20 protein-coding genes and 2 tRNA genes are annotated in these 23,403 nt (G+C 72.1%); 3 read left to right on the top strand and 19 right to left on the bottom strand.

From position 1 onward, the window contains the following. Positions 1-10 precede the first annotated feature (10 nt). The 6 genes from KM933_RS15755 to leuS all read right to left on the bottom strand — a co-directional run bounded on the left by KM933_RS15755 (position 11) and on the right by leuS (position 9,466). On the bottom strand, positions 11-838 hold the full coding sequence (locus tag KM933_RS15755; RefSeq protein ID WP_221352557.1) for an arylamine N-acetyltransferase family protein: 828 nt from the start codon (positions 836-838) through the stop codon (positions 11-13). Positions 839-842: 4 nt separating this feature from the next. Beyond that, positions 843-3,437, bottom strand: a complete 2,595-nt coding sequence (locus tag KM933_RS15750) for a ComEC/Rec2 family competence protein (protein WP_221352555.1) — start codon at positions 3,435-3,437, stop codon at positions 843-845. Next, positions 3,434-4,363 (bottom strand): ComEA family DNA-binding protein, encoded by a 930-nt coding sequence (locus tag KM933_RS15745; protein ID WP_308013416.1) that lies wholly within the window; start codon positions 4,361-4,363, stop codon positions 3,434-3,436. The genes KM933_RS15750 and KM933_RS15745 overlap by 4 nt, the downstream gene beginning before the upstream one ends. A gap of 334 nt (positions 4,364-4,697) precedes the next feature. After that, positions 4,698-5,543 (bottom strand): DegV family protein, encoded by an 846-nt coding sequence (locus KM933_RS15740; protein WP_221352551.1) that lies wholly within the window; start codon positions 5,541-5,543, stop codon positions 4,698-4,700. Between the two features lie 72 nt (positions 5,544-5,615). Beyond that, on the bottom strand, positions 5,616-6,359 hold the full coding sequence (locus KM933_RS15735) for a hypothetical protein (RefSeq protein WP_221352549.1): 744 nt from the start codon (positions 6,357-6,359) through the stop codon (positions 5,616-5,618). A gap of 209 nt (positions 6,360-6,568) precedes the next feature. Next, entirely contained in the window at positions 6,569-9,466 is a 2,898-nt protein-coding gene (leuS, locus tag KM933_RS15730; protein ID WP_221352547.1) for a leucine--tRNA ligase, read from the bottom strand. 426 nt (positions 9,467-9,892) lie between these two features. Here leuS and KM933_RS15725 point away from each other — a divergent pair, with 426 nt between their 5' ends. Together KM933_RS15725 and KM933_RS15720 are read left to right on the top strand one after the other, a co-directional pair. Next, positions 9,893-11,335, top strand: coding sequence for a ferric reductase-like transmembrane domain-containing protein (locus tag KM933_RS15725; RefSeq protein WP_221352545.1), 1,443 nt, complete (start codon positions 9,893-9,895; stop codon positions 11,333-11,335). Then, positions 11,335-12,948, top strand: a complete 1,614-nt coding sequence (locus KM933_RS15720; RefSeq protein ID WP_221352543.1) for an NADH-quinone oxidoreductase subunit NuoF family protein — start codon at positions 11,335-11,337, stop codon at positions 12,946-12,948. The genes KM933_RS15725 and KM933_RS15720 overlap by 1 nt, the downstream gene beginning before the upstream one ends. 143 nt (positions 12,949-13,091) lie before the next feature. Here the strand turns inward: KM933_RS15720 and KM933_RS15715 are convergent. From KM933_RS15715 to KM933_RS15675, 10 genes are all read right to left on the bottom strand, one after another. After that, a tRNA-Ala gene (locus tag KM933_RS15715) sits at positions 13,092-13,164 on the bottom strand. A 100-nt stretch (positions 13,165-13,264) separates the two neighbouring features. After that, positions 13,265-13,498 (bottom strand): hypothetical protein, encoded by a 234-nt coding sequence (locus KM933_RS15710; protein ID WP_173894630.1) that lies wholly within the window; start codon positions 13,496-13,498, stop codon positions 13,265-13,267. A gap of 3 nt (positions 13,499-13,501) precedes the next feature. Continuing rightward, positions 13,502-13,684, bottom strand: a complete 183-nt coding sequence (locus tag KM933_RS39340) for a hypothetical protein (protein ID WP_260333595.1) — start codon at positions 13,682-13,684, stop codon at positions 13,502-13,504. A gap of 303 nt (positions 13,685-13,987) precedes the next feature. Beyond that, positions 13,988-14,060, bottom strand: a tRNA-Ala gene (locus tag KM933_RS15705). A gap of 249 nt (positions 14,061-14,309) precedes the next feature. After that, the gene (locus tag KM933_RS15700; protein ID WP_260333594.1) at positions 14,310-15,011 is read right to left on the bottom strand and encodes a histidine phosphatase family protein; all 702 of its coding nucleotides are present in this window, start codon (positions 15,009-15,011) and stop codon (positions 14,310-14,312) included. Further along, positions 15,008-15,454, bottom strand: a complete 447-nt coding sequence (gene rsfS, locus KM933_RS15695; protein ID WP_173894632.1) for a ribosome silencing factor — start codon at positions 15,452-15,454, stop codon at positions 15,008-15,010. Before rsfS ends, KM933_RS15700 begins: the two co-directional genes overlap by 4 nt. A 214-nt stretch (positions 15,455-15,668) precedes the next feature. Then, complete coding sequence (locus KM933_RS15690; RefSeq protein WP_221352540.1) at positions 15,669-17,477, bottom strand: LCP family protein; 1,809 nt, start codon at positions 17,475-17,477, stop codon at positions 15,669-15,671. A gap of 16 nt (positions 17,478-17,493) precedes the next feature. Continuing rightward, a complete protein-coding gene (gene nadD / locus KM933_RS15685) occupies positions 17,494-18,168 on the bottom strand; it encodes a nicotinate-nucleotide adenylyltransferase (RefSeq protein ID WP_221352538.1) in 675 nt (224 codons plus the stop codon). Between the two features lie 47 nt (positions 18,169-18,215). Beyond that, entirely contained in the window at positions 18,216-18,377 is a 162-nt protein-coding gene (locus KM933_RS15680) for a hypothetical protein (protein WP_221352536.1), read from the bottom strand. 191 nt (positions 18,378-18,568) lie between these two features. Then, a complete protein-coding gene (locus KM933_RS15675; RefSeq protein ID WP_221352534.1) occupies positions 18,569-18,730 on the bottom strand; it encodes a hypothetical protein in 162 nt (53 codons plus the stop codon). A 101-nt stretch (positions 18,731-18,831) separates the two neighbouring features. Between KM933_RS15675 and KM933_RS15670 the strand changes: the two genes are divergently transcribed. After that, on the top strand, positions 18,832-19,953 hold the full coding sequence (locus KM933_RS15670; protein ID WP_260333593.1) for a M48 family metallopeptidase: 1,122 nt from the start codon (positions 18,832-18,834) through the stop codon (positions 19,951-19,953). A 157-nt stretch (positions 19,954-20,110) separates the two neighbouring features. On the opposite strand, the gene KM933_RS15665 is transcribed toward KM933_RS15670, so the two are convergent. The 3 genes from KM933_RS15665 to KM933_RS15655 all read right to left on the bottom strand — a co-directional run bounded on the left by KM933_RS15665 (position 20,111) and on the right by KM933_RS15655 (position 23,217). Continuing rightward, on the bottom strand, positions 20,111-21,178 hold the full coding sequence (locus KM933_RS15665) for an SCO2583 family membrane protein (RefSeq protein ID WP_221352529.1): 1,068 nt from the start codon (positions 21,176-21,178) through the stop codon (positions 20,111-20,113). 78 nt (positions 21,179-21,256) lie between these two features. Next, entirely contained in the window at positions 21,257-21,847 is a 591-nt protein-coding gene (locus KM933_RS15660; RefSeq protein WP_221352527.1) for an SCO2584 family spore wall biosynthesis protein, read from the bottom strand. 83 nt (positions 21,848-21,930) lie between these two features. Next, positions 21,931-23,217 (bottom strand): glutamate-5-semialdehyde dehydrogenase, encoded by a 1,287-nt coding sequence (locus KM933_RS15655; RefSeq protein ID WP_221352526.1) that lies wholly within the window; start codon positions 23,215-23,217, stop codon positions 21,931-21,933. Positions 23,218-23,403: the final 186 nt, after the last annotated feature.

Below are 23,403 nucleotides of genomic sequence, written 5' to 3'. Positions count from 1 at the left end.
CCCGCGCTCCTCAGGCATCGTCCTTCCGGACGACCGGGACGCGGTCCAGCACGATCCCGAACCGCTTCCGGTACACCTCCAGCGCCTCCTCGTCCGAGGCCAGCTCGGTCACCTCCTTCGCGCCGCCGGGATCCGTGACCGTGAGGGTGCGCCCGCTGAGCGTGATCCGTCCGCCGTCCTCGGTGACCCGCGAGCAGACCAGTGACTGCGTGAAGTGCGAGGCCGGCGAGGTGCTGTGCCACCACGACCCGGCCATGAAGTCCCCGAGCACGCGCGGCCGCGTCTCCAGCCGGTAGCGCGACACGCCGTCCCGCACCACTTCCAGATCCCCGAACTCCCCGGCGCTGCCCCGCACCCCGGCCGGATCCGCCCCGGCCACGATCACCCGGAACGTACCCGCCGGGTCCACCTGCTCGCCTCTCTCCCCGAAGGCCAGCGGGTAGTGGCTGTGGGACCCGAACCCGACATCGGCGAGCCAGTCGCCCCCGTCCACCGTCCGGACCCGCAGCGCCAGGTGGTCGTACGGGATACCGAGCCGCCCCTCCTCCCCGTACGCCCGTCCCGCGAGCAGTGTCACGTCGAAGCCGAGCGCCTTGAGCAGCGCGCCGAACGCGCCGTTCAGTTCGTAGCAGAAGCCTCCCCTGCGGGCCCCCACCAGCTTGTCCAGGAGCGGCCCCTCGTCCAGCGCGATCTCCTCACCGAGGTGGATCGACAGGTTCTCGAACGGGACGGTCAGCAGGTGGCGGAGCTGGAGTTCACGGAGTACGTCGGCGGTGGGCCAGGCGGGGTGGGTGACGCCGATCCTGCGGAGGTAGGCGTCGACCTGTGCGGGTTTCATGCCTTCAGTCTCGCGTGATCAGCAGGCGATCGTCGCCTCCTCCCACGGTTACCGCCCCGTCCACGTCAGTGCGCAGCACCCGCGCGCCCCCTGCTTCCAGTGCCGTCACCGTACTCGGAGCCGGATGCCCGTAAGGGTTGTCGGCACCGCAACTGATCAGTGCGAGACGCGGCGCCGCCCGGCGTACGAGGTCCGGGTCCTGGTAGGCCGAGCCGTGGTGCGCGACCTTGAGCACGTCCACGGCCTCCAGACCCGCCCCGGCCGGTGATCTCAGCAACTGCCGCTGGCCGGGCGGTTCGAGGTCCCCGAGCATCAGCATCGTCAGCCCGGCCGACCGGACGAGCAGGGTGACGCTCGCGTCGTTCGGGCCCTCGGGTCCCGGGACCGGGCTCGGCGGCGGCCACAGCACCTGCCAGTCGAGTCCGCCCGTACGGCGCCGCTCCCCCGCCACCGCCCGCGTCACCGGAACTCCCGAGGCCGCCGCCTGCCGGTGGACGAACTCCGCCTGGTCGAATGGTTCCTCGAAGCCCGTCGTCTCGATCGCGCCCACCGAACGTCCGCGCAGCACTCCCGGCAGCCCTGTCACATGGTCCGCGTGGAAGTGGGTCAGCACGACGAGGGGGACCCGGGTGATGCCGAGCGCACGCAGACACCGGTCGACCAGCATCGGATCCGGTCCCGCGTCGACCACCACCCCGCTGCCGTCGCCCGCCGCCAGCACCGTCGCGTCGCCCTGTCCGACATCGCACATCGCGAACCGCCAGCCGGGCGCCGGCCAGCCCGTGATCACCCGGGTGAGCGGCGGTGGCTGCACCATCACGAGCAGGAGCAGCACTCCGCACACACCGCTCAGCCAGGGATGCCGCAGGAGTCTGCGTCCGACGAACACGACGGCGGTGACCGCGCAGACGAGCAGCAGCGCCCCGGTCCAGCTCCCGGGCCAGTCCACTCCCCCGCCGGGCAGGGCCGCGCCCGCCCGGGCGATGTCCGCGATCCAGCCGGCGGGCCAGCCCGCGCACCGGGCGAGCAGCTTCGCGACCGGCATGGCCCAGGGTGCCGTGGCCAGCGTCGCAAAGCCCAGCACCGTGGCCGGCGCCACCGCGAACTCCACGAGCAGATTGCACGGCACCGCCACCAGGCTGACCCGCGCCGAGAGGACGGCGACGACCGGTGCGCAGACCGCCTGCGCGGCCCCGGCCGCCGCCAGGGCTTCGGCCGGCCGCCCCGGCACCCCGCGCCCGCGCAGCCCCGCACTCCAGCGCGGGGCCAGGGTGAGCAGCGCACCGGTGGCGAGCACGGAGAGCAGGAAGCCGTAACTCCGGGCCAGCCAGGGGTCGTACAGCACCAGCACGAGCACCGCCGTGGCCAGTGCCGGGATCAGCGATCTGCGGCGCCCGGTGGCGATGGCCAGCAGCGCGATCGAGCCACAGGTCGCGGCGCGCAGCACGCTCGGGTCCGGCCGGCACACGATCACGAAGCCGAGCGTGAGGGCGCCCCCGCACAGGGCGGTCGTCCGCAGCGGAAGGCCCAGTCTGGGCGCCAGCCCGCGGCGTTCGATCCGCTGGGCCCGGCCCGGCGGTCCGATGAGCAGAGCGAGCACGATCATGAAGTTGGCGCCGCTGACCGCCAGGATGTGGGTGAGGTCGGTCGCCCTGAACGCCTCGTCCAGTTCCGGTGTGATCCGTGAGGTGTCCCCGACCACCAGCCCCGGCAGCAGCGCTCGCGCGTCCGGCTCCAGTCCGTCGGTCGCCGCGCGCAGCCTGCCCCGCAGCTCTCCGGCGAACCGCTGTGTGCCGGACGGCCGCCCGACCACCTTCGGCGGGCCGTTGCCGCGGACGCGGAGCACCGCGGCGAAGCGGTCGCCTCCCGACGCGGGTACGGCCCGTGCCGTCACGCGCAGTCCGGTGGACGGCAGGAGGGAGAGCCAGGGTGAGCCCGTCCGCTCCCGGTCCGCCCCCGGGCCGGCGTCCACGATCAGCAGCACCGGCGTACGGGTCCGCAGCACCGTCCCGTCCGGTCGCTCCACCTTCCGGACCCGGGCGTCGATCAGGACCGCGGGAGGGGCGGCGCGGTTCCCCCTGACGCGGGGGCGGGTGAGCCGTGGGTCCGAGGTGACCTCCACCTCGGTGGTCACCTGGGCGTACCGGCCCGCGAGCCCCGGGATCGGGCCTCTGCGCAGGTCCGCACCGTGCAGCCCGGCGGAGGCGGTCGTGGCCGCGACACTCAGCAGTACGGCCGCGGCGGAGGTCCTGGACCAGGCACGCCGGGCGCGTCGCGGGGAATCGGCTTCCCGGTCCTCGTCGGTCTCCTGGCTTCCGGCGTCCGGATCGCGGTCGCGGCCCGTGAGCAGAAGCCAGCCTGCCGCGGTCGCGCACACTCCCGCCACGCCCGCGATCCAGCCGCCCGGCGAAGCGTCCAGCGCCACCGCCGCTGTCGCCCACGCCGCCAGCGCGGGTGGGACCAGTCGCAGATCCGCCGGGCCCTCCTGGCGGGGGTGCGCGGTACCCAGCGGATTGCCGGAGCCCGCGTGCACGGCCGGCCGGCGGCGTCCCCGATCCCTCGTGGCCTCACCGGTCCTCGTGACCTCACCGGTCCTCATGGCCGTACGAGCTTCTGCAGGTCGGCGAAGCGGCGGTCCCCGATGCCGTTCACCTCGCGGAGCTCGTCCACCGAACGGAAACCGCCGTGCTGGGCGCGGTAGTCCATGATGTGCTGCGCAAGGACGGGTCCCACGCCGGGCAGCGTGTCCAGCTGTTCCAGCGTGGCGGTGCTGAGGGCCACCGGAGCGGTGACGGCGGGAGCGGTTCCACCGGGGCCCGCGCCACCGGAGGTGCCGGTGGCGCCGGGCCCCGCCACCGCCGGCGGGGCGCCGACCACCACCTGCTCGCCGTCCACCAGGAACCGTGCGCGGTTGAGACCTCCGGTGTCCGCGCCCGGTCGTACCCCGCCCGCCGCCTTCAGCGCGTCGGCGACCCGGGAGCCGGCCGGCAGCCGATGGACACCGGGCTCGTGCACCTTGCCGCTGACGTCCACCACGATCGCGGTGCCGACCGCGCCCACCGGGACCTGCGCGGCGGCTGAGCCACCGGACGCCGGCCCCTGCCCGCCTCCGGGCTTCTCCCCGTAACCCTTGTAGCCCTTCTCCCCGTCGCCCTCCCCGTAGGGAGACGCGGCCTGCACGGTCTCCGGGGCCCGCACCGGCTGAATCCGCCCCGACCAGAAATGCTGGGCCGCGAGGACCACCGCGACGGCCAGCACCACAGCGAGCGCGGTCACGCTCCGCCGCTCCAGCCCGCACCTGGTCTGCAGCCACAGGGGCATCCGCTCCCGTACGGCGAGCCCGGCCCGCTCCCGCCATGCGGCCTCGGCGCCGCCGGCCTTTCCCTTCGCCGCAGCATCCTCGGCCTCGGCCGCGAGGCCGGTATCAGGGTTCGCCGGCTCGGGCCGCGGCCCGGCCCGTTCGTCTCCTGCGCCGCCGAAGAGCGTCTCCGCGCGCAGACGCAGCGCCTGCGCCTGTGTCTGCACCAACGCTTCCCGGCCGCGGCTGCCGCCCCTGCCCGGGCCCCGCTGCCGTGGCCTGCCCCGATGGAGCTGACGACGGTGCCGCATACGACCGTCGGAGACCGGACCGCGGCCGGGGCCGCTGGTCACCGTCGTCCTCCGCGAACGAGAAGGCGTGAATGAAGGTGAGGACGAAGACGAAGACGAAGGTGAAGGTGAAGGTGAAGGTGATCGAAGTGCCATGCCATGAGGATCGGGCATCACCCCCGATCCCCGATGATCTTGCTTGGTTTCCGGGGAAAACCGTCCCGTTGTGGATAACCCCGTCACCCCTGCGGGGCCGGCGCGCGGGAACTCCTCACCGAGGAGAGACGACCGCCGCCAGCAGGCCCGGCCCCGTGTGCGCCCCGATCACCGCTCCGACCTCGCTCACGTGCAGGTCGGCCAGTCCCGGGACCCGTTCCCGCAGCCGGTCCGCGAGCGCCGAGGCGCGTTCGGGGGCGGCGAGGTGGTGCACGGCGATGTCGACCTGCGCGCTCCCGGCCCGGTCTGCCGTGATCTCCTCCAGGCGGGCGATGGCCCTGGTGGCCGTGCGCACCTTCTCCAGGGGTTCGATGCGCCCGCCCTCCAGTTGCAGCAGCGGTTTGACGGCCAGCGCCGAACCGAAGAGCGCCTGTGCCGCCCCGATCCGGCCGCCCCGGCGGAGATAGTCGAGGGTGTCGACGTAGAAGTACGCGTACGTGCCCGCGGCCCGCTTCTCCGCCGCCGTGACCGCGTCGTCGGCCGTGCCGCCCGCCTCGGCGCACTCGGCGGCCGCCAGCGCGCAGAAGCCGAGGGCCATCGCGACCATGCCGGTGTCCACCACGCGCACGGGTACCGGCGCCTCACGGGCGGCGAGGACCGCCGCGTCGTACGTGCCGGAGAACTCCGCGGACAGGTGCAGCGAGACGATGCCGGTGGCGCCCGACTCGGCGACGCGGCGGTAGGTCTCGGCGAAGACCTCGGGGCTGGGCCGCGAGGTCGTGACGGACCGGCGCTTCTGCAGGGCCTGGGCCAGGGAGCGGGCCGAGATCTCGGTGCCCTCCTCAAGCGCCCGGTCGCCGAGGACCACGGTCAGGGGGACCGCGGTGATGCCGTGGCGCTCCATCGTCCGCGGCGGCAGGTAGGCCGTTGAATCGGTGACGATCGCGACATGGCGGGACATGAGCTGGAGGTTACCTGTCAGGGGTCGTGGACGGCAGCCCGGCCCTCGACGCCCGCTGCCGGACCGGTGGGATCAAGTCGTGCTCTCGGGGCGGGGCTTCTTCTCCCAAGGGTAGGCGGACCGCTGCACGGGCGCGTCGATCGCGGGCCGGGCGGGCTCCTCGGCCCTGCGCGACCCAGCCGTCCGCCCGGTCGAAGGCTCGGCGGTCCGCCCGGTCGAGGACTCGGCGGTCCGCCCGGCCGGGGGCTGCGCCGTCGGCGTGGGGGACGGCTCCGTCGTCCAGTGCCGCAGCGCGCCCGCCTCCATGTCGATCTGTGTGCTCAGGGAGTCCAGGTCGTCGCTCCCGAAACGCTGGGCGCGGTCACGCGCCGCCCAGCGCAGCGCGTCGGCCGATTTCGTTATCTGCTCGGTGCGCTCGCGCAGCGCAGGCAGCCGCTCGGCGAGACGCGCCCTGTCCGGTTCGCGCTCCAGCCGCTTCAACTCGGCGTCCAGCTCCCGGCCGTGGGCGCTGAGCCGGTCGAAGAGCGCCAGGGACTCCTTGAGGGACTCGTCGTCGGCCACGCCCGCCTGCAGCGCGTCCTGGGTGGCCCGCATCGACGTGCGCAGGGAGAGGCGCAACTGGGCGAGCTGACCCTGGGCTCCCGGCTGGGCGAAGGTCTTCGCCCTGAGGGTCTGGTCCTCCACCGTGCGGCGGGCCTGCGTGACGGTACGGTCCACGCCCCGCTTGGCGGCTCCGACCGCCTTCACCGTGGCATACACGCCCAGTGCCACGAACAGCACGAAGATCAGCGCGACGATCGCGACCACGGCTTCCATGAAGGTCCTCTCGGTGCTGCGGCATCGGGGCTGCGGCATCGGGACTGCGTCCAGTGCCTGCCGGCTCTTTCACGGTAAACGGAAAAGGCAGGCCGAGGGTTCCTGCGGAACCCCCAACCTGCCCGTAGGGGACTACCCCGACCCGGTCGCCGTCGCCTCGCCTACGCCTACATCTGCGCCTGCACCTGCACCTGCACCTGCACCTGCACCTACGCCGGAACGATGTTCACCAGCTTCGGCGCCCGCACGATCACCTTGCGGACGGCCGACCCGCCCAGCGCCGCGACCACCTTGTCGTCGGCCAGCGCCACCTTCTCCAGCTCCTCGTCCGAGATCGACGGGGAGACCTCCAGACGCGCCTTGACCTTGCCCTTGATCTGCACGACGCAGGTCACGGCCTCGTCCACGACGTACGCCGGGTCGGCGACCGGGAAGTCCCGGTGGACGACCGAGTCGGTGTGGCCCAGCCTGCGCCACAGCTCCTCGGCGATGTGCGGGGCCAGCGGCGCGACCATCAGCACCAGCGACTCGGCCACCGTCCGCGGGACCGGACGGCCCGTCTTGGTCAGGTGGTTGTTCAGCTCGGTGACCTTGGCGATGGCGGTGTTGAAGCGCAGGCCCTCCAGGTCCTGGCGCACACCGTCGATCGCCTTGTGCAGGGCCCGCAGCGTGTCCACGTCGATGTCACCGCCCTCGGGGTCCGCGACGTCGACGACGGTGACCTCGCCCGTGGTCTCGTCGATCACGTTGCGCCACAGCCGCTGCAGCAGCCGGAACTGGCCCACCACCGCGCGCGTGTCCCACGGCCGCGACACGTCCAGGGGGCCCATCGCCATCTCGTACAGGCGCAGGGTGTCCGCCCCGTACTCGGCGCAGATCTCGTCCGGGGTGACCGCGTTCTTCAGGGACTTGCCCATCTTGCCCAGCAGCCGGGAGACCTTCTCGCCCTGGTGGTAGTAGGCGCCGTCGCGCTCCTCCACCTCGGCGGCCGGTACGGCGATGCCGCGGCTGTCGCGGTACACGTACGCCTGGATCATGCCCTGGTTGAACAGCTTGTGGAACGGCTCCGCCGAGGAGACGTGGCCCAGGTCGAACAGCACCTTGGACCAGAAGCGCGCGTACAGCAGGTGCAGCACGGCGTGTTCGGCGCCGCCGACGTACAGGTCGACGCCGCCGTGCGGCTGCCCCTCGCGCGGGCCCATCCAGTACTGCTCGACCTCCGGGTCGACCAGCTTCGCGGAGTTGTGCGGGTCCAGGTAGCGCAGCTCGTACCAGCAGGAGCCCGCCCAGTTGGGCATGGTGTTGGTCTCGCGGCGGTACGCGCGCGGGCCGCGGCCGTCGCCCAGGTCCAGCGTGACGTTCACCCAGTCCTCGTTGCGGGACAGCGGGGTCTCGGGGGACGTGTTCGCGTCGTCCGGGTCGAAGGTGCGCGGCGAGTAGTCCTCGACCTCCGGCAGCTCCAGTGGCAGCATCGACTCGGGCAGCGGGTGGGCGACGCCGTCCTCGTCGTAGACGATCGGGAAGGGCTCGCCCCAGTAGCGCTGGCGGCTGAACAGCCAGTCGCGCAGCCGGAAATTGACGGTGCCGTGGCCGAAGCCCTCGCGCTCCAGCCACTCGGTGATGCGCGCCTTGGCCTCGGGGACGCCCAGGCCGTCCAGCGAGACGGCGTCGTTCGAGGAGTTGATGATCTTCGCGTCGTACGACGCGAAGGCGTTCTCCCACGTGGACGTGTCGGTGCCGCGGTCGTCGGTGGGTTCGACCACGCAGCGGATCGGCAGCTCGAAGGCGCGCGCGAACTCGAAGTCGCGCTGGTCGCCCGCAGGGACCGCCATGATCGCGCCGGTGCCGTAGCCCATCAGGACGTAGTCGGCGATGAAGACGGGGACCTGTTCGCCGTTGACCGGGTTGGTCGCGTACGCGCCGATGAAGACGCCCGTCTTGTCCTTGGCCTCGGCCTGGCGCTCGACGTCCGACTTCGAGGCGGCCTGGGCGCGGTAGGCGGCGACGGCCTCGGACGGCGTGGCGTGGCCACCGGTCCAGACGTCGTGGGTGCCCTCGGGCCAGGCGGCCGGGGTGAACTTCCCGACCAGCGGGTGCTCGGGGGCCAGCACCATGTAGGTCGCGCCGAACAGGGTGTCGGGGCGCGTGGTGAAGACCGCGATCGCCTCGCCGTCCGCCACCGGGAAGTCGACGCGGGCGCCCTCGGAGCGGCCGATCCAGTTGCGCTGCTGCAGCTTGATGGCCTCGGGCCAGTCCAGGCCGTCCAGGTCGTCCAGCAGGCGGTCCGCGTACGCGGTGATCCGCATGTTCCACTGGCGCAGCTTGGCCTTGAAGACGGGGAAGTTGCCGCGCTCGGAGCGGCCGTCCGCGGTCACCTCCTCGTTCGCCAGGACGGTGCCCAGGCCAGGGCACCAGTTGACGGGCGCCTCGGAGGCGTACGCCAGGCGGAAGTCGCCCAGGACGTCGGCGCGCTCGGTGTGGGACAGCTCACTCCAGGGGCGCCCGCCGGGCACCGGGCGCTCACCGCTCTCGAACAGCGCCACCAGCTCGGCGATCGGGCGGGCCCGGCCGGCCTCCTGGTCGTACCAGGAGTCGAAGATCTGCAGGAAGATCCACTGGGTCCACTTGTAGTAGTCCGGGTCGATCGTCGCGAAGGACCGGCGCCTGTCGTGGCCCAGGCCCAGACGGCGCAGCTGGGACTTCATGTTGGCGATGTTGGCCTCGGTGGACACCCGCGGGTGCGTGCCGGTCTGCACGGCGTACTGCTCGGCGGGCAGGCCGAAGGCGTCGAAGCCCAGGGTGTGCAGGACGTTGTGGCCGGTCATGCGCTGGTAGCGGGCGTACACATCGGTGGCGATGTAGCCCAGCGGGTGGCCGACGTGCAGGCCCGCACCGGACGGGTACGGGAACATGTCCATGATGAACTTCTTGGGCCGGGCGGCCAGCTCGGGGTCCCCGGCCAGGTCACCCGTCGGGTTGGGCGCCGCATAGGTGCCGTCGGCGTCCCAGGCGTCCTGCCAGCGTGCCTCGATCTGCTCGGCCATGGCGGCGGTGTAGCGGTGCGGCGCGGCCACCTCGGAGGCGGCAGCGGTGTTCGTCTCGCTCATGATCCTCAAAGCTCCATCGATCGTCTCTGCCAGCGGCTCGGGAAATGAAAAAACCCCTCGCACAGGAGGGGACGCCGCGCTGATACCGGTCGCGGTTCTCCGGCGACCGGGAGTGATCAGCGCGGCTCGCTAAGCAGAAGGCGTACGGCACGCATAGCGCCACGATACCGCAGCGGCCGAGCGGCCCGCGACGCGCTTTCGGCTACGCTCCGGCACTGAGTGCCGCTCCCGCTCGCTCCCGCACTCGGTCGGCGAAAGCCGGACGGAGGCCGAAGGTTACTTCGCGTAAGGGCCGCTAAGGGACATCACAGTTCCCGCACCGCCCTTTGATAACAGCGATATAACTCAAACCTCGTACTCCTCGGTATGGCTGGACCTAGAGTGCGGCAGCGGGACCGCTTTCCCGAACTGTTCGGAGTTGCCCCCATGAACTCTCGCCGCAACAACAGCACGCTCACCCGGCCGAGCCGCTCGGTCCAGGGCGGGGCGATGGCTGCCGTCCTGCTGCTCATACCCCTCGTCGTCGTGTTCGGAGGTGACGGACTCAGGGACTTCCTCAACTTCGGTGCGGGCGTCCTGTCGCTGGTCGCCCTCACCCTCTCGGTGCTCTGGGGGCTCGTCGCCACCGACCGGGTCTTCCTCAACACCCGTCAGCGCCTGATCGCCCAGGCCGTGCACCGGACGACCGCGGTGAGTTCGGTCGGCTTCCTGCTGCTGCACGTCTCGGTCAAGCTCGCGCTCGACCACACCTCGGCGATCGCGGCCGTCGTCCCCTTCGGCCTCGGCGTCAGCGGCACGGCCGGACTCATCGGGTTCGGCACCCTGGCCGGCCTCCTGATGGTCTTCACCGCCCTCACCGGCGCCCTGCGCAGCGCGTTCGCGTCCCCCGTGCAGGTCGCCGCCCGCTGGCGCGCGGTGCACATGCTGGCCTACCCCGCCTGGTGCTCGGCCCTGATCCACGGCCTCTTCGCGGGCCGCGAGGCGAAGCCGGTCTTCGTGATCCTCTACAGCCTCGCCCTGGTCGCCGTCATCGCCGCCCTGGGCCTGCGGACGGCTCCGCTGTCGTTCAAGCGCAAGTTCTCCAGGCGCGTCCTGGCCCTGCTCGACAACGGCGGCACCACCAGGTCGTTCCGCGAGGAGCCGCCCGGGCGCCGCGCCGCCGAAGCCACGCAGGGCGGCGGCAGGGGTGGCGGCAAGGGCGGCGGCCGGCCCGGCTTCCCCGACCTCGCACGAGGCTCCGACCGGCAGGACACGGGCTCCTTCGCCGGTACGGGATCCCTCGCCGGTACGGGGTCCCTCGCCGGTACGGGGTCCCTCGCCGGTACGGGCTCCTTCGCGGGTACGGGATCCCTCACGGGTACGGGATCCCTCACGGGTACGGGCTCCTTCACCGACACCGGGTCGCTCACCGACACCGGCGGCTTCGCGGCCGCCTACCGGGCCACGGCCAGCCCGCGCGCGCAGGACCCGCTGGACGTCGACCCGACCCGGCCCATGCAGGTCCCGCTGGACATGCAGCCCACGGAGGCGGTGCCGCGCGTCGACGGCGGCCCCCGCTGGCCGTCCCCGTCGCCGCCGCTCTACGAGGCCCCGCCGCGCCCCGCGCAGACGCCGAACTACGACACCGGGACCTTCCAGCCCGTCTCCGACACCGGAACCTTCCAGGCCGTCTCGTACGACACCCCTCCCCCCGCGGGCGCCCCGTACGGCGGAAGTGATGTGTACAACACCGGTGAGACGAACGACCCCTTCGGTACGTACAACCCGAACGACACGTACAACAGCGGTCCCGCCACTGAAACGCTGCCCGGTTCCTACGAGGCACCGCGCAACGGCGAACCCTGGAACGCCCCTTCCGGAGGCTTTTAGTGAACGAGGCCCTTCCCGACGTCCCCGAAGTCCGCGTGGTGGGTCTTCCCCAGCTCACCTCCGGCTTCGACCTCGTCGAGAGACTCGACCTGCCCATGCACCTGAAGGTGCACGGACCTCTCGAGCCCATGGGCGGCGAGCAGCTCGCGCAGCTCTCCGAACGGATCAACCTGAAGGGCCGCGGCGGCGCGGGCTTCCCGTTCCACAAGAAGCTGCGGTCGGTCGCCGAGGCGGCGATCCGCCGGGGCGTACGGCCCGTGGTCGTCGTCAACGGCAGCGAGGACGAGCCCGCCTGCCGCAAGGACACGGTGATGATCAACCGTGCCCCGCACCTGATCCTGGACGGCGCCCTGCTGGTCGCGGAGGCCCTGGGCGCCCGCACCCTGGTCATCGGCGTGACCCGCGAGTCCACCCAGCGGTCGATGGAGGCGGCGCTCGCCGAGCGCGGCCTGACCAACCGGCGCGGAGCGACCATCCGCGCCCGGGTGCAGCGCAACCCCGTGCGGATGGTGACCGGGGCGGCCGCCTCTCTGGTCCGCTCCATCGACGGCGGCCCCGCGATCCCGCCCGGCCGCAAGACCAGCGCGTCGCAGAACGGTGTCGGCGGCGCCCCCACCCTGCTCTCGAACGCGGAGACGTTCGCCCAGCTGGCGATCGGTGCCCGCATCGGCGCCGAACGCTACGGCAACACCGGTCTGTACGACGAGCCCGGCACGGTCATGCTCACCGTCTCCGGTGCGGTCGCCCGCCCCATGGTGATCGAGGCCCCGACCGGTGTGCCGCTGCGCTACATCCTGCAGCTGGCCGGTGCTCCGCCGGTGCCGCAGGGCGTGCTGACCGGCGGCTACCACGGCAAGTGGCTGGACTCCGCGACGGTCAACGAGGCGATCGTCTCGCGCAACTCCCTGGACGCGGTGGGTGGTGCGCTCGGCGCCGGCGCGATCCTGCCGATCAGCATGAACACCTGCCCGCTGGGCGAGTCGCTGCGGGTGGCCCAGTGGCTGGCCGAGGAGAGCGCCGGGCAGTGCGGTCCCTGCTACCTGGGACTGCCGGCCGCGGCCCGCGGCATGGAGGACATCCTCAACGGCGGCGGCCCGGCCGCCCTGGAGGCGCTCAAGCAGGTCGCCAACGCCGTGAAGCGGCGCGGCGCGTGCTCGCACCCGGACGGCTCCGCGATGTTCCTGGAGTCGACCATCAAGGCGTTCACGGACGACCTGGCCGCGCACGTCCTGGGCAACGGCTGCGGACGGCCCGTGGAGGGTGTGCTGCCGCTCTTCGAGGGCGGTCAGCAGCCGACCGGCATCCCCGGCGGCCGGCCCGAGCAGGAGCAGGGTGCCAGCCGTCAGAAGATCTACGTGGACTGGACGCTGTGCCGCGGGCACGGTCTGTGCGCGGACATCCTCCCGGAGGTCTTCCAACTGGGCGGGGACGGCTTCCCGACCGTCGCCCAGGCGCCGGTGCCCCGGTACGCGGAGGCGAAGGCGCTGCGGGCCGTACGCCGCTGTCCCGCGCTCGCCCTGCGCCTGGAGGAGGACACCCGCGCGGCGGCCCCCCGGCAGAACCTGCCCGCCGTGCGCGAGGGCGGCCGTCGCGCGCTGGGACGCGGACGCTGATCCGCCGGCGCCCCGGCGGCCCGGGCTTCCGGGCCGCCAGGACGTCGGGGCGTCGGGGCGTCGACGAGGGCTCAGGAGGTACACAGGAGGTACAAGTAAAGAGCGGGCCATCCTGACCGGATGGCCCGCTCTTTCGACTGCTGTGGAGCTAAGGAGAATTGAACTCCTGACCTCCTGCATGCCATGCAGGCGCTCTACCAACTGAGCTATAGCCCCTTGCGGTGTCCCACCGGGTCTCCCCGGCGGCGACGCCAACATTACCGGTCCCCCCGGCGCTCCACCAAATCGTTTCCGGTCGCCGCCGACGGCACCGCGCTCAGGCCGTGGCGAACGAGTAGAAGCGCTTCAGCGTGCAGTGCTCGTCGAGGAGCCGGCCGTAGATCGGCTCCCCCTCCAGCTCGCGGTAGGTCTCGATGGGGTCGCCTTTTATGATCAGCGCCCGTGCGCATTCCTCGCACCAGTACTGGTACTCGTGGTTGACCGGCTCCATGTCGCGGACGATGGGCGTACCACTGCCGCACCAATCGCACTTGCGCCTGTGTGCACCCATCGATCAGCTCCAGCTGTGGCCGCAGGCCGTGCACACGTAGGAAACTCCTCCGCTGTCCCCGAGGACTTGGGTGACGTGGGCCGAACCGCGGGAAGGGTGGTCGAGGTGATCGGGACGGGTGAACGGGCCCCGTGTCACCGCGGATCCGGGAAGGTCGCCGACCTCCCCGAGGATGCTCGCAGGCATCGCCACTCCCTCCCGTCGGGTCGCGCCCCCTTCCGGCCGTTTGATTCTGCCACGGTCGGAGCAATACGGTCAGCGACGCCTTCGTACCAGTGTGGACACGGACCCCGTGGCGGCGGTCGCGGCCGGCACGGATACGCAGACCAGTCGCGTGTCCGAAGAGGTATACGCCCCGGAGGCCCAAGTCACTCAAGAGTCACTCGAGCCGGATCGAGAAGAGTGCGGCGAAGGCGGGCGAGCGCGGGTCGCCCCCTGGTGGGGGAACGAAAAATCCCGCCCCCTGGAGGGGACGGGATCCTCGGACTGTGGAGCTAAGGAGAATTGAACTCCTGACCTCCTGCATGCCATGCAGGCGCTCTACCAACTGAGCTATAGCCCCTTGCGGTGTGCCGGTCGCTTTCTCGGCGGCCGGACAAGAAGAACTTTAGCCTGCGACCAGCCGGAAAGTGAAATCCGGTGCCGGGGGGCGGGTGCCCGGCGCCCTTCCCTCCGGCGGACGGACGGCCGACAGACCGACGGGGCACCGGGGCGGCGGGGCACCGGGGCGGGCCAGGGCGCTCCGGCCGGTGTACGTACGCACAGGCGTGCTGGCGTACGGGTGTGCGTCCGCCTGTCCCGGCCGGAGGCCCTAGTCGTCGTCGCCCAGCACCGGCTCCGGCAGGGTGCCCGCGTTGTGCTCCAGGAGCCGCCAGCCGCGCGCGCCCTCGCCGAGGACCGACCAGCAGCAGTTGGAGAGGCCGCCGAGGCTCTCCCAGTGCGGCGAGTCCAGACCGAGGAGGCGGCCGATGGTGGTGCGGATGGTGCCGCCGTGGCTGACGACCACGAGCGTGCCGTCGTCGGGGAGCTTCTCGGCGTGCCGGAGCACCACGGGGGCCGCACGGTCGGCCACCTCGGTCTCCAGTTCGCCGCCGCCCCGCCGGACGGGCTCGCCGCGCTTCCACGCCGCGTACTGGTCGCCGTACCGCTCGATGATCTCCTCGTGCGTCAGGCCCTGCCAGACGCCCGCGTAGGTCTCCCGCAGTCCCTCGTCGTGGGTCACGTCGAGACCGGTGAGCACGGACAGCTCGTTCGCGGTGTGGGCCGCGCGCTTCAGGTCCGAGGCGACGATCGCGTCGGGCTTCAGGGAGGCGAGCAGCCGGGCGGCGCGGCGGGCCTGGGCCACGCCGGTCTCGGTCAGCTCGACGTCCGTGGTGCCCTGGAAGCGGCGTTCCACGTTCCACAGTGTCTGGCCGTGGCGCCACAGGATGACGCGGCGTCCGCGCCCCGCCCTCCTCCCGGCCTCGGACAGCGGCCTGCCGTCCGGCGCCGGACGGTCCGTGCCGACGGTCATCGAAGTTCTCCGCGCAGCTCGGCGGCGTCCTCCGCGTCCTGGAGCTCGGCGTGCTCGGCGGCCTTGCCGCGGGTGGCCTTGGCGTCCTCGGGCAGGTCGAGCTCGGGGCAGTCCTTCCAGAGCCGCTCCAGCGCGTAGAACACGCGCTCCTCGCTGTGCTGGACGTGCACCACGATGTCGACGTAGTCCAGCAGGATCCAGCGGGCGTCGCGGTCGCCCTCGCGGCGCACGGGCTTCGCGCCGAGTTCCTTGTTCAGCCGCTCCTCGATCTCGTCGACGATCGACTTGACCTGGCGGTCGTTGGGCGCGGAGGCCAGCAGGAAGGCGTCCGTGATCGACAGCACGTCGCTGACGTCGTACGCGATGATGTCGTGCGCGAGCTTGTCGGCGGCCGCCTGCGCGGCGGTGTTGATGAGCTCGGTGGAGCGGTCAGTGGCGGTCACTACAAGGCTTTCCGTAGACGGTCAGGAAACCCCGGGGGGTCGTACCCCAAGGGTCTCACGGACCGTCGACGGCCCCCACGCGATAAATGGATCACCCGGATCCGCCGGCCGCGACCCCGGAGTTCCCGGTCCCGGGCGCGTCCCCGGGCCTCCCGGGCGCGGTCGCGGCGCGGTTCCGCTCGTCCCGGTCCGTCCCGGTCCGTCCCGGGACGGCCTACCCGCCCACCTCGTAGTCCTGGCCCAGGACCACCGACACCTCCGCGTTCGAGACGACCTCGCCCTTCTTCACCGCGCTCGTGGGCAGGCCCAGTGTCTTGGCGACCTCCACCGCATCCTGCTTCCTCGCGGCGTCGGCGTAGGTGATCTCGGACACCGCCTGCGCGGCGTCGGCCGTACCGCCGTCGACGAAGGTGTAGCCGCCGTTGAGCAGGACGACCCGGGCCTTCTCGGTGGCGTCCTCGTCGGCCGTGGCGTTGCGGATGCCGACTTCGACGGCCGCGCCCTTCTCGGGGCTCCTGGCGGTGCCGCCGAGCACGGCCTCGACCACGCTGTCGCCGGCCCCGGCACTGAGTCTGCCGTCCGTCTGCACCGGCAGCAGCGCCGTCTTGTAGTCCCCTCCCTTGGCGCGGTCCGCGAGCTTGGCGAGGAACGTGCCCAGGTCGCCGTCGGTCAGCGAGGGGTCGAGGATCTGCGCGAGCGTCTGCACGGTGGTCGTCGCGGCCTGCGGGTCGGACGACAGCTTGCGCAGCACGCCCTGCACGACCTGCCCGAACCGCTGCAGCTGCGCGTTCTGCGACTCCCCCGCGGCACGGTACGTGGCGTACGCGACGGCCATCTTGCCGCTGAGCGTCTGGTCCTCGCCCTCGTTGACGAGCGGGGCCTCGCCCTTCTTCTTCGCGTCGGGGTCCGGCACGTCGGTGTCGGTGTCGATCTCGATGTTGCCGACGAGTTCGACCAGGTTGTTGAGGTACGGCGTGTCGAGGCGCCAGGTGCCCTCGATGTCCGTCCCGAGCACGGTGTCGAGCTCGTCGCGCGTCCCCGAGGAACCGTCGTCGTCCACCGACTTGGAGAGGGTGGTCGCGGTGCCGTCGTCGTCGGTGAGGGCGAGGGAGTTGGGCAGCAGGACCGTGGTGCCCTGCTTGGTGGTGGTGTTGTCGACGAGCAGGGCCGTCGAGGTGTCGCCGCCCTTGGTGTTGTGCAGGTGGACGACGATCACGTCGCGTTTCTGGGCGCCGGCGGCGGTGGTCGCGCCCTGCTTCGAGTCCGGCGAGGACCCGGGGAGCTTCCCGGCGGACCAGAGGTAGCCGGCTCCGCCGACCGCGACCAGCGCGAGGACGACGGCGAGGGCGATGATCCGGCCGCGCGCCCTGCGCTTGGCCTCCTCGCGCCGCTCAGTGCGGTTCTCGGTGAACTTCAGCCAGTCGATGACGTCTTCGGAGTTCTCGGGCTGCTCCTCGACGAACGCGAACTGCTCGGTGCGGTAGTCGGGTGCGTCCCGCTGCTCGTCCTGCCCCGGCGTCTGCGTCTGCGTCGGCGCCTGGGCGGGTGCCTGGGCCGACGCCTGGGCGGGCGGTGCCGACGCCGGAACCTCCGGAGGGCCCGCCTGCTGGGGGATGTAGGCGGTCTGCCCGGCCGCGGGGGGCGGCTGGCCGGTGCCGTACGACGGCACCGCGGACGGCGACGCCTGCTGTTCCGGTCCCGCCGGGCCTGCCGTGCCCGCCGGGCCTGCCGGTCCCGTCGCGTACGGGTCGTAGCCGTAGCCCTGCCCGTAGCCCTGCGCGTATCCCTGGTCGTACTGCCCGCCGTGGTCCGGCCCGTACCCCTGCCCCTGGCCGCCGTGTCCCTGTGCCTGCCCGCCGTAGGGGTCGTACGTGCCGTACCCGTCCTGCTGTCCGGTGTGCGGGGTGTGCTGCGGGGAGTGCCCCGGTTGCGGCACCTGCCGGTACACAGGCTGCCCGAACTCGTCGTAGCCGACCAGCTCGTACGGGGCGTCCCCGTACCCCGCGTCGTATCGGTCGTTCACCGGTGCCCCTCTCGGCTCACTCGCCGCGGTACAACTCACGCTTGTCGATGTAGCGCACCACACCGTCCGGCACCAGGTACCAGACCGGATCGCCCTTCGCGACCCTGATGCGGCAGTCCGTGGAGGAGATGGCCAGCGCGGGGACCTCCACGAGCGAGACACCGCCCTCCGGCAGGCCGGTGTCGGTCAGTATGTGGCCGGGGCGGGTGACCCCGATGAAGTGCGCGAGGGAGAACAGCTCGTCGGCGTCGCGCCAGGTGAGGATCTGGCCGAGCGCGTCGGCGCCGGTGATGAAGAAGAGGTCGGTCTCCGGGTTGAGCACGCGCAGGTCGCGCAGCGTGTCCGTGGTGTAGGTGGGGCCGCCGCGGTCGATGTCGATGCGGCTCACGGAGAACTGCGGGTTCTCGGCCGTCGCGATGACCGTCATCAGATAGCGGTCCTCGGCCGCCGAGACCTTGCGGTCGGACTTCTGCCACGGCTGGCCGGTCGGTACGAACACCACCTCGTCGAGGTGGAACTGCGCGGCGACCTCGCTGGCGGCCACGAGGTGCCCGTGGTGGATCGGGTCGAACGTTCCGCCCATGACGCCGAGGCGGCGCTTGCCCGGGTTCGACGGGCCCTTTCCGGTGCCACGCCGTACGCCGTGCTCCGCGGCGCCCGCCGGACCGGTAGGCATGTCCTGCTCTCCCATGCGTGCAGACCCTACCGGCCCGGACGGCGGGCTCTGTCCCGCGGGCGTCAGCGGTCCCGGTTGAAGCGGGTGGTGATCCACAGGAGCAGCATGAGGGCGAGGAAGGCTCCACCGCCGACCAGCAGGGGGTTGAGGCTCTCGTGGTTGCCGCTGTGCTCACCCTCGGCGGCAAGTGTGACCAACTGGGCAGCGGTGCTGGGGAAGCTCATCTTCGGCAGGACCTATCCGGTGTAGGCGGGATGCGGACTTCCGCACATCGTAAGCGGGCGCCCTCTCCCCCATCACTTCGACTCCGCCGTTGGGACGGCTCCGCCATCGGGACGGCCCGGTGCCCGTCGGCCCGACCCGTCGGCCGGACCCTTCGGTCGGACCCGCCGGGCCGGGAACCTTCCGCGGGGTCTCAGTCGTCCCGTTTGTAACCGCGCAACAGGAACCAGGCCGCCAGCACGCAGCCGACGACCATCACGATCAGCACGACGCGGAGGAGATTGCCCGCCCCCTGCTCCTGGGCGGCGGTCGCGGCCCCGGCGATCCAGGGGCCGTGTCCTCGGATGTGCTCCATGACGTCCTACTCCTTCGCTGTACTGCCCGTCCACGGTAACTCCGCCTAGGCTGGACCCCGCCTCAGGGGGACAGCAGGCAACCAGACGCATGGGGGACCACATGCCGGAAGACAGCCACGAGAACGTACCGAGCAGGCAGCGCAGGCGCTTCGAGGGGATCTCCTCCCGGGCGTACGAGCACCCCGCGGACCGCTCGGCCCTGGTCGCCCTGCGCAAACTCAGCGGTTTCGACACGGTCTTCAAGGCGCTCAGCGGCCTGCTCCCGGAGCGGAGTCTGCGGCTGCTGTTCCTGTCGGACTCGGTGCGCGTCTCCGACATGCAGTTCTCCCACCTGAACGTGATGCTGCGCGACGCCTGCTACATCCTGGACCTGGAGAAGGTCCCGCCGATGTACGTCAACCAGGACCCGCAGCCGAACGCGATGTGCATCGGCCTCGACGAGCCGATCATCGTGGTCACCACCGGGCTCGTCGAGCTGCTCGACGAGGAGGAGATGCGGGCGGTCATCGGTCACGAGGTGGGCCACGCGCTGTCGGGCCACTCCGTCTACCGCACGATCCTGCTCTTCCTCACCGGCCTCGCCCTGCGCGTGGCGTGGATCCCGCTCGGCAACCTCGCGATCATGGCGATCGTGACCGCCCTGCGTGAGTGGTTCCGCAAGTCCGAGCTGTCCGCGGACCGGGCGGGCCTGCTGGTCGGCCAGGACCTGCGGGCCTCGATGCGTGGTCTGATGAAGATCGCGGGCGGCAACCACCTGCACGAGATGAACGTGGACGCGTTCCTCGCTCAGGCCGAGGAGTACGAGGCCGGCGGCGATCTCCGCGACTCCGTGCTCAAGATCCTGAACGTGATGCCCCGCTCCCACCCGTTCACCACGGTCCGGGCGGCCGAGCTGAAGAGGTGGGCGGAGTCCCGCGACCACCAGCGGATCATGGACGGTCACTACCCGCGCCGCGACGAGGACGGCGACACGTCGGTCACCGACTCCTTCCGCCAGTCGGCGGCCAGCTACGCCACGGACGTCAAGAACTCCAAGGACCCGTTGATGAAGCTGGTCAGCGACATAGCGGGCGGGGCGGGCGACCTCGGGGGCCGGGTGCGGCGCGGCTTCGGCGGCTTCGCGAGCGGCGCCGGGGGCGGTGGCGGTGGCGCCGGCAGCGCCACCAAGGACCGGCCGCGCACCGACCACCCGGACGACGGCAGCCCGAACGGATCCGCCTGACCACACCCGGGGTGGCCGGGGGCCGGACCGGCCGGGAACGGACCGGTCGGCGGGCGCGTCTGCCGGGGACAGACCGGCCGGGGGACGACCCGGTCGCCGGTCGGCAGGCGGCCCGGTCGGCGGAACCGGCTGGACCGACGAGACCGGCTCGGCTCGGCTAGAGCTTGGGCTGGGAGCTGGTCGCCAGTGATCCGCACAGCGCCGTGGTACTGCCCGTGGCGAAGGGGTCGGTGCCGGCCGGGCCGCCCGCTCTGGCCGTCTCCCCCGCGAGGAGCGGGCGCAGATGGTTCGTCGCGTCCTCGGCGCAGGCCAGCGGTCCGGCCTGGACGTAGGAGACGAGGAGCTCGGCCTGGTGCATGCGCAGGTCGTCGCGGTCGAACCGGAAGTGCAGCTCGCGCCGCACGGTGAACAGCGAGGCCGCGGCCTCCTCGTCCGCGCCGGCCCGCCGCAGCGCGTAGACGAAGGTGTGGTCGGAGCTGACTTCGAGGGTGTCGGAGTCGGCCTCGGCGGCGGTCAGTGTGCCCCGCACCCGGACCTTGGAGTCGGCCAGCTCGGCCCGCGCCGGGTCGAAGCGGACCAGCCAGCCGGTAGGGGCGTGCCGTCCGTCCGCGGTGGGGCTCCGGAAACTCTGGTCGAACTGGTCGAGCTGTTGCGGATCGAGCAGGATCCGTACGGACCGGCTGACCCCGCCGGTGAGGACGGCCGGATCGAGCGAGGACTCGACGAGGTAGTCCTTCGCGGTGGTCAGCGCGGTGACGACCTGACTGTCGGAGAAGTGCGCGGTGCGCCGGGAGGCGGGCAGGGTGATGCCCTCGGCGCCGACGCGGAACTGGTCGGCGGGACTGCTCGCGAAGAGGGCGTCCACGTCGGCCGAACCGGGCACGCGGCTCTGCGGCGCGAGCGGGATCACCGTCATCCGCAGCGGTTCGGGATGCTTCGCGACGGGGGTCTGGTACGGATGGCGTACGCCCATGTAGATCGCCGTGCCGAACGCCACGGCGATCAGGACGACGAGGACCAGTGCCTGCCGGGACAGACCGCGGCGCATCGGAGGGCGGCGGCGGACGGCCGGGGTGTGGTCGCCGATGCGCTCCTGCGCCGAGAACTCCTGGAGGCGGGCAGCCTGCACGAACGATTCGTCGAAGACGACGGACCCGTACTCCTCCTCGCCACCGCCGGGAGCACCTTCTGACGTCCCCTCAGGTGGGTCTCCAGAACCGCCCATACTTTCAGAGTAGGTCTCCTGGACCTCAGGTAAACGCCCTGTCGCACGACAAGTTCTGACAGGTTCTCACCAGGTCCCTCACGGAGTGCGGGGCACCGCGGACACAGCCGGCCGGGAGTGGTCGGCGGAGGCCGAGGGACCCGTCCCCGCACCCTGTTCGAGACCGGTGGAGGCGGGCGGCGGCACCTGGTCCCGGCTGCCGGAGGAGGCACCCCGGTAGACCGCGGCGAACGCCAGCGCCACCATGCCGACCCCCATCACGAGAGCGAGCATCCAGGCCACGGGACGGTGCCAGCGGGTCTGCTTGCCGTAGACGCCGGGGCTGTTGCAGCCGCCGTACAGGGCGTCCCGCTCGTCCAGGTCGGCCAGCTCCGGATCGAGGCCGAAACCGCCTCGGCCGCCGGGACCGGACCCGTCCTCGTGGAGCTCGTCGTCCCCGCGTGCGCCCCGGGTGTGCGTCCAGTGCGCCTCGGCCTCGGAGGCTTCCGCCCTCGCCTGTGCGGCGGCCACGAGGCGCTCCACGGCGGTCGGCTCGTGGACGGTCGCGGCCCGCACGAATGCCTCGTCGAAGACCACGGGGGCGAACTCTTCGTCCGCACCCCCGCGGTCGCGGTCGTCGTCGGGCTCCCAGCCGTCAGGGAACGGCATGCCCCCCACGTCCTCCGGCACGGACCCAGAGTAGACCGGGGTGGTCGATTTGGGCAGACCGTGCGGAAATTCTCCCGCCCGGCGAGACGCCTCCCGGGCCGGTGTCAGCGGCGGATGTGCCCGTCGCCCGTGACGATGTACTTGGTGCTCGTCAGCTCGGGCAGCCCCATCGGTCCCCGCGCGTGCAGCTTCTGCGTGGAGATGCCGATCTCGGCGCCGAAGCCGAACTGGCCGCCGTCCGTGAAGCGCGTGGAGGCGTTCACGGCCACCGTCGTCGAGTCCACCAGCTGGGTGAAGCGGCGGGCCGCCTGCTGGGAGGTGGTGACGATCGCCTCGGTGTGCCCGGAGGTCCACAGCCGGATGTGGTCGACGGCCCGGTCCAGCGAGTCGACGACGGCCGCGGCGATGTCGTACGACAGGTACTCGGTCTCCCAGTCCTCGGTCGTCGCCTCCACGACGGTGGCCTTGGAGTCCTTCGCGTACGCGAGGACGCGCTCGTCTCCGTGCACGGTGACACCGGCCTCCGCGAGGGCGTCGAGGGCGCGCGGCAGGAACGCGGGGGCGATCTCCTGGTGGACGAGGAGCGTCTCGGCGGCGTTGCAGACGCTGGGCCGCTGCGCCTTGGAGTTGACCAGGATGTCGATCGCCATGTCGAGGTCGGCGTGCGCGTCGACGTACACGTGGCAGTTCCCGGTGCCGGTCTCGATGACCGGGACGGTGGACTCCTGGACGACCGTGCGGATCAGCGAGGCGCCGCCGCGCGGGATGAGCACGTCCACGAGGCCCCGGGCGCGCATCAGCTCCCGTACGGACTCGCGGCTGTCGCCCGGCACGAGCTGGACGGCGTCGGCGGGCAGGCCCGAGCCGCCGACGGCGTCGCGCAGGACGCGGACGAGGGCGGTGTTGGACGCGTACGCCGAGGACGAGCCGCGCAGCAGTACCGCGTTCCCGGACTTCAGGCACAGGGCGGCCGCGTCGACCGTCACGTTCGGGCGGGCCTCGTAGATGATGCCGACGACGCCGAGCGGGACGCGGACCTGGCGCAGGTCGATGCCGTTCGGCAGGGTCGAGCCGCGGACGACCTCGCCGACCGGGTCGGGCAGCGCCACCACGTCGCGCACGTCGGAGGCGATCGCGCGGATCCGCTCGGGGGTGAGGGTGAGCCGGTCGACGACGGTCTCCCCGGTGCCCGCCTCGCGGGCGCGTGCGACGTCCTCGGCGTTGGCCTCGACGATGTCGCTCGTACGGACCTCGAGCGCGTCCGCGATCGCGAGCAGCGCGTCGTCCTTCTGCGCCCGCGGCAGCGGAGCGAGGTCGGCGGCGGCGCCCTTGGCGCGGTAGGCGGCCCGGGTGACCGGGGACATCGAGTCGTACGGCGAGAGCGTGGTCATAACCCGCAGGGTAGTGCGCCCGCGAAAGGTGTTCAGCCGTTGTCCCACACCGCGAGACAGGTCCTGACATCGCCGCAGAAAGCGTGCGCCCCACGGATCCCGGGACCGCCCGAGGACCGGCTGCGGATCGCCCGACGACCGGCTGATGACCGGCCGCGAAGCGCCCGAGGACCGGCCGCGGACCGG

This window comes from Streptomyces beigongshangae (assembly GCF_019710745.1).
Lineage (GTDB): Bacteria > Actinomycetota > Actinomycetes > Streptomycetales > Streptomycetaceae > Streptomyces > Streptomyces beigongshangae.
Note: the sequence above shows the minus strand (reverse complement) of the source record. Positions and strands in the feature narration are given on the sequence as shown.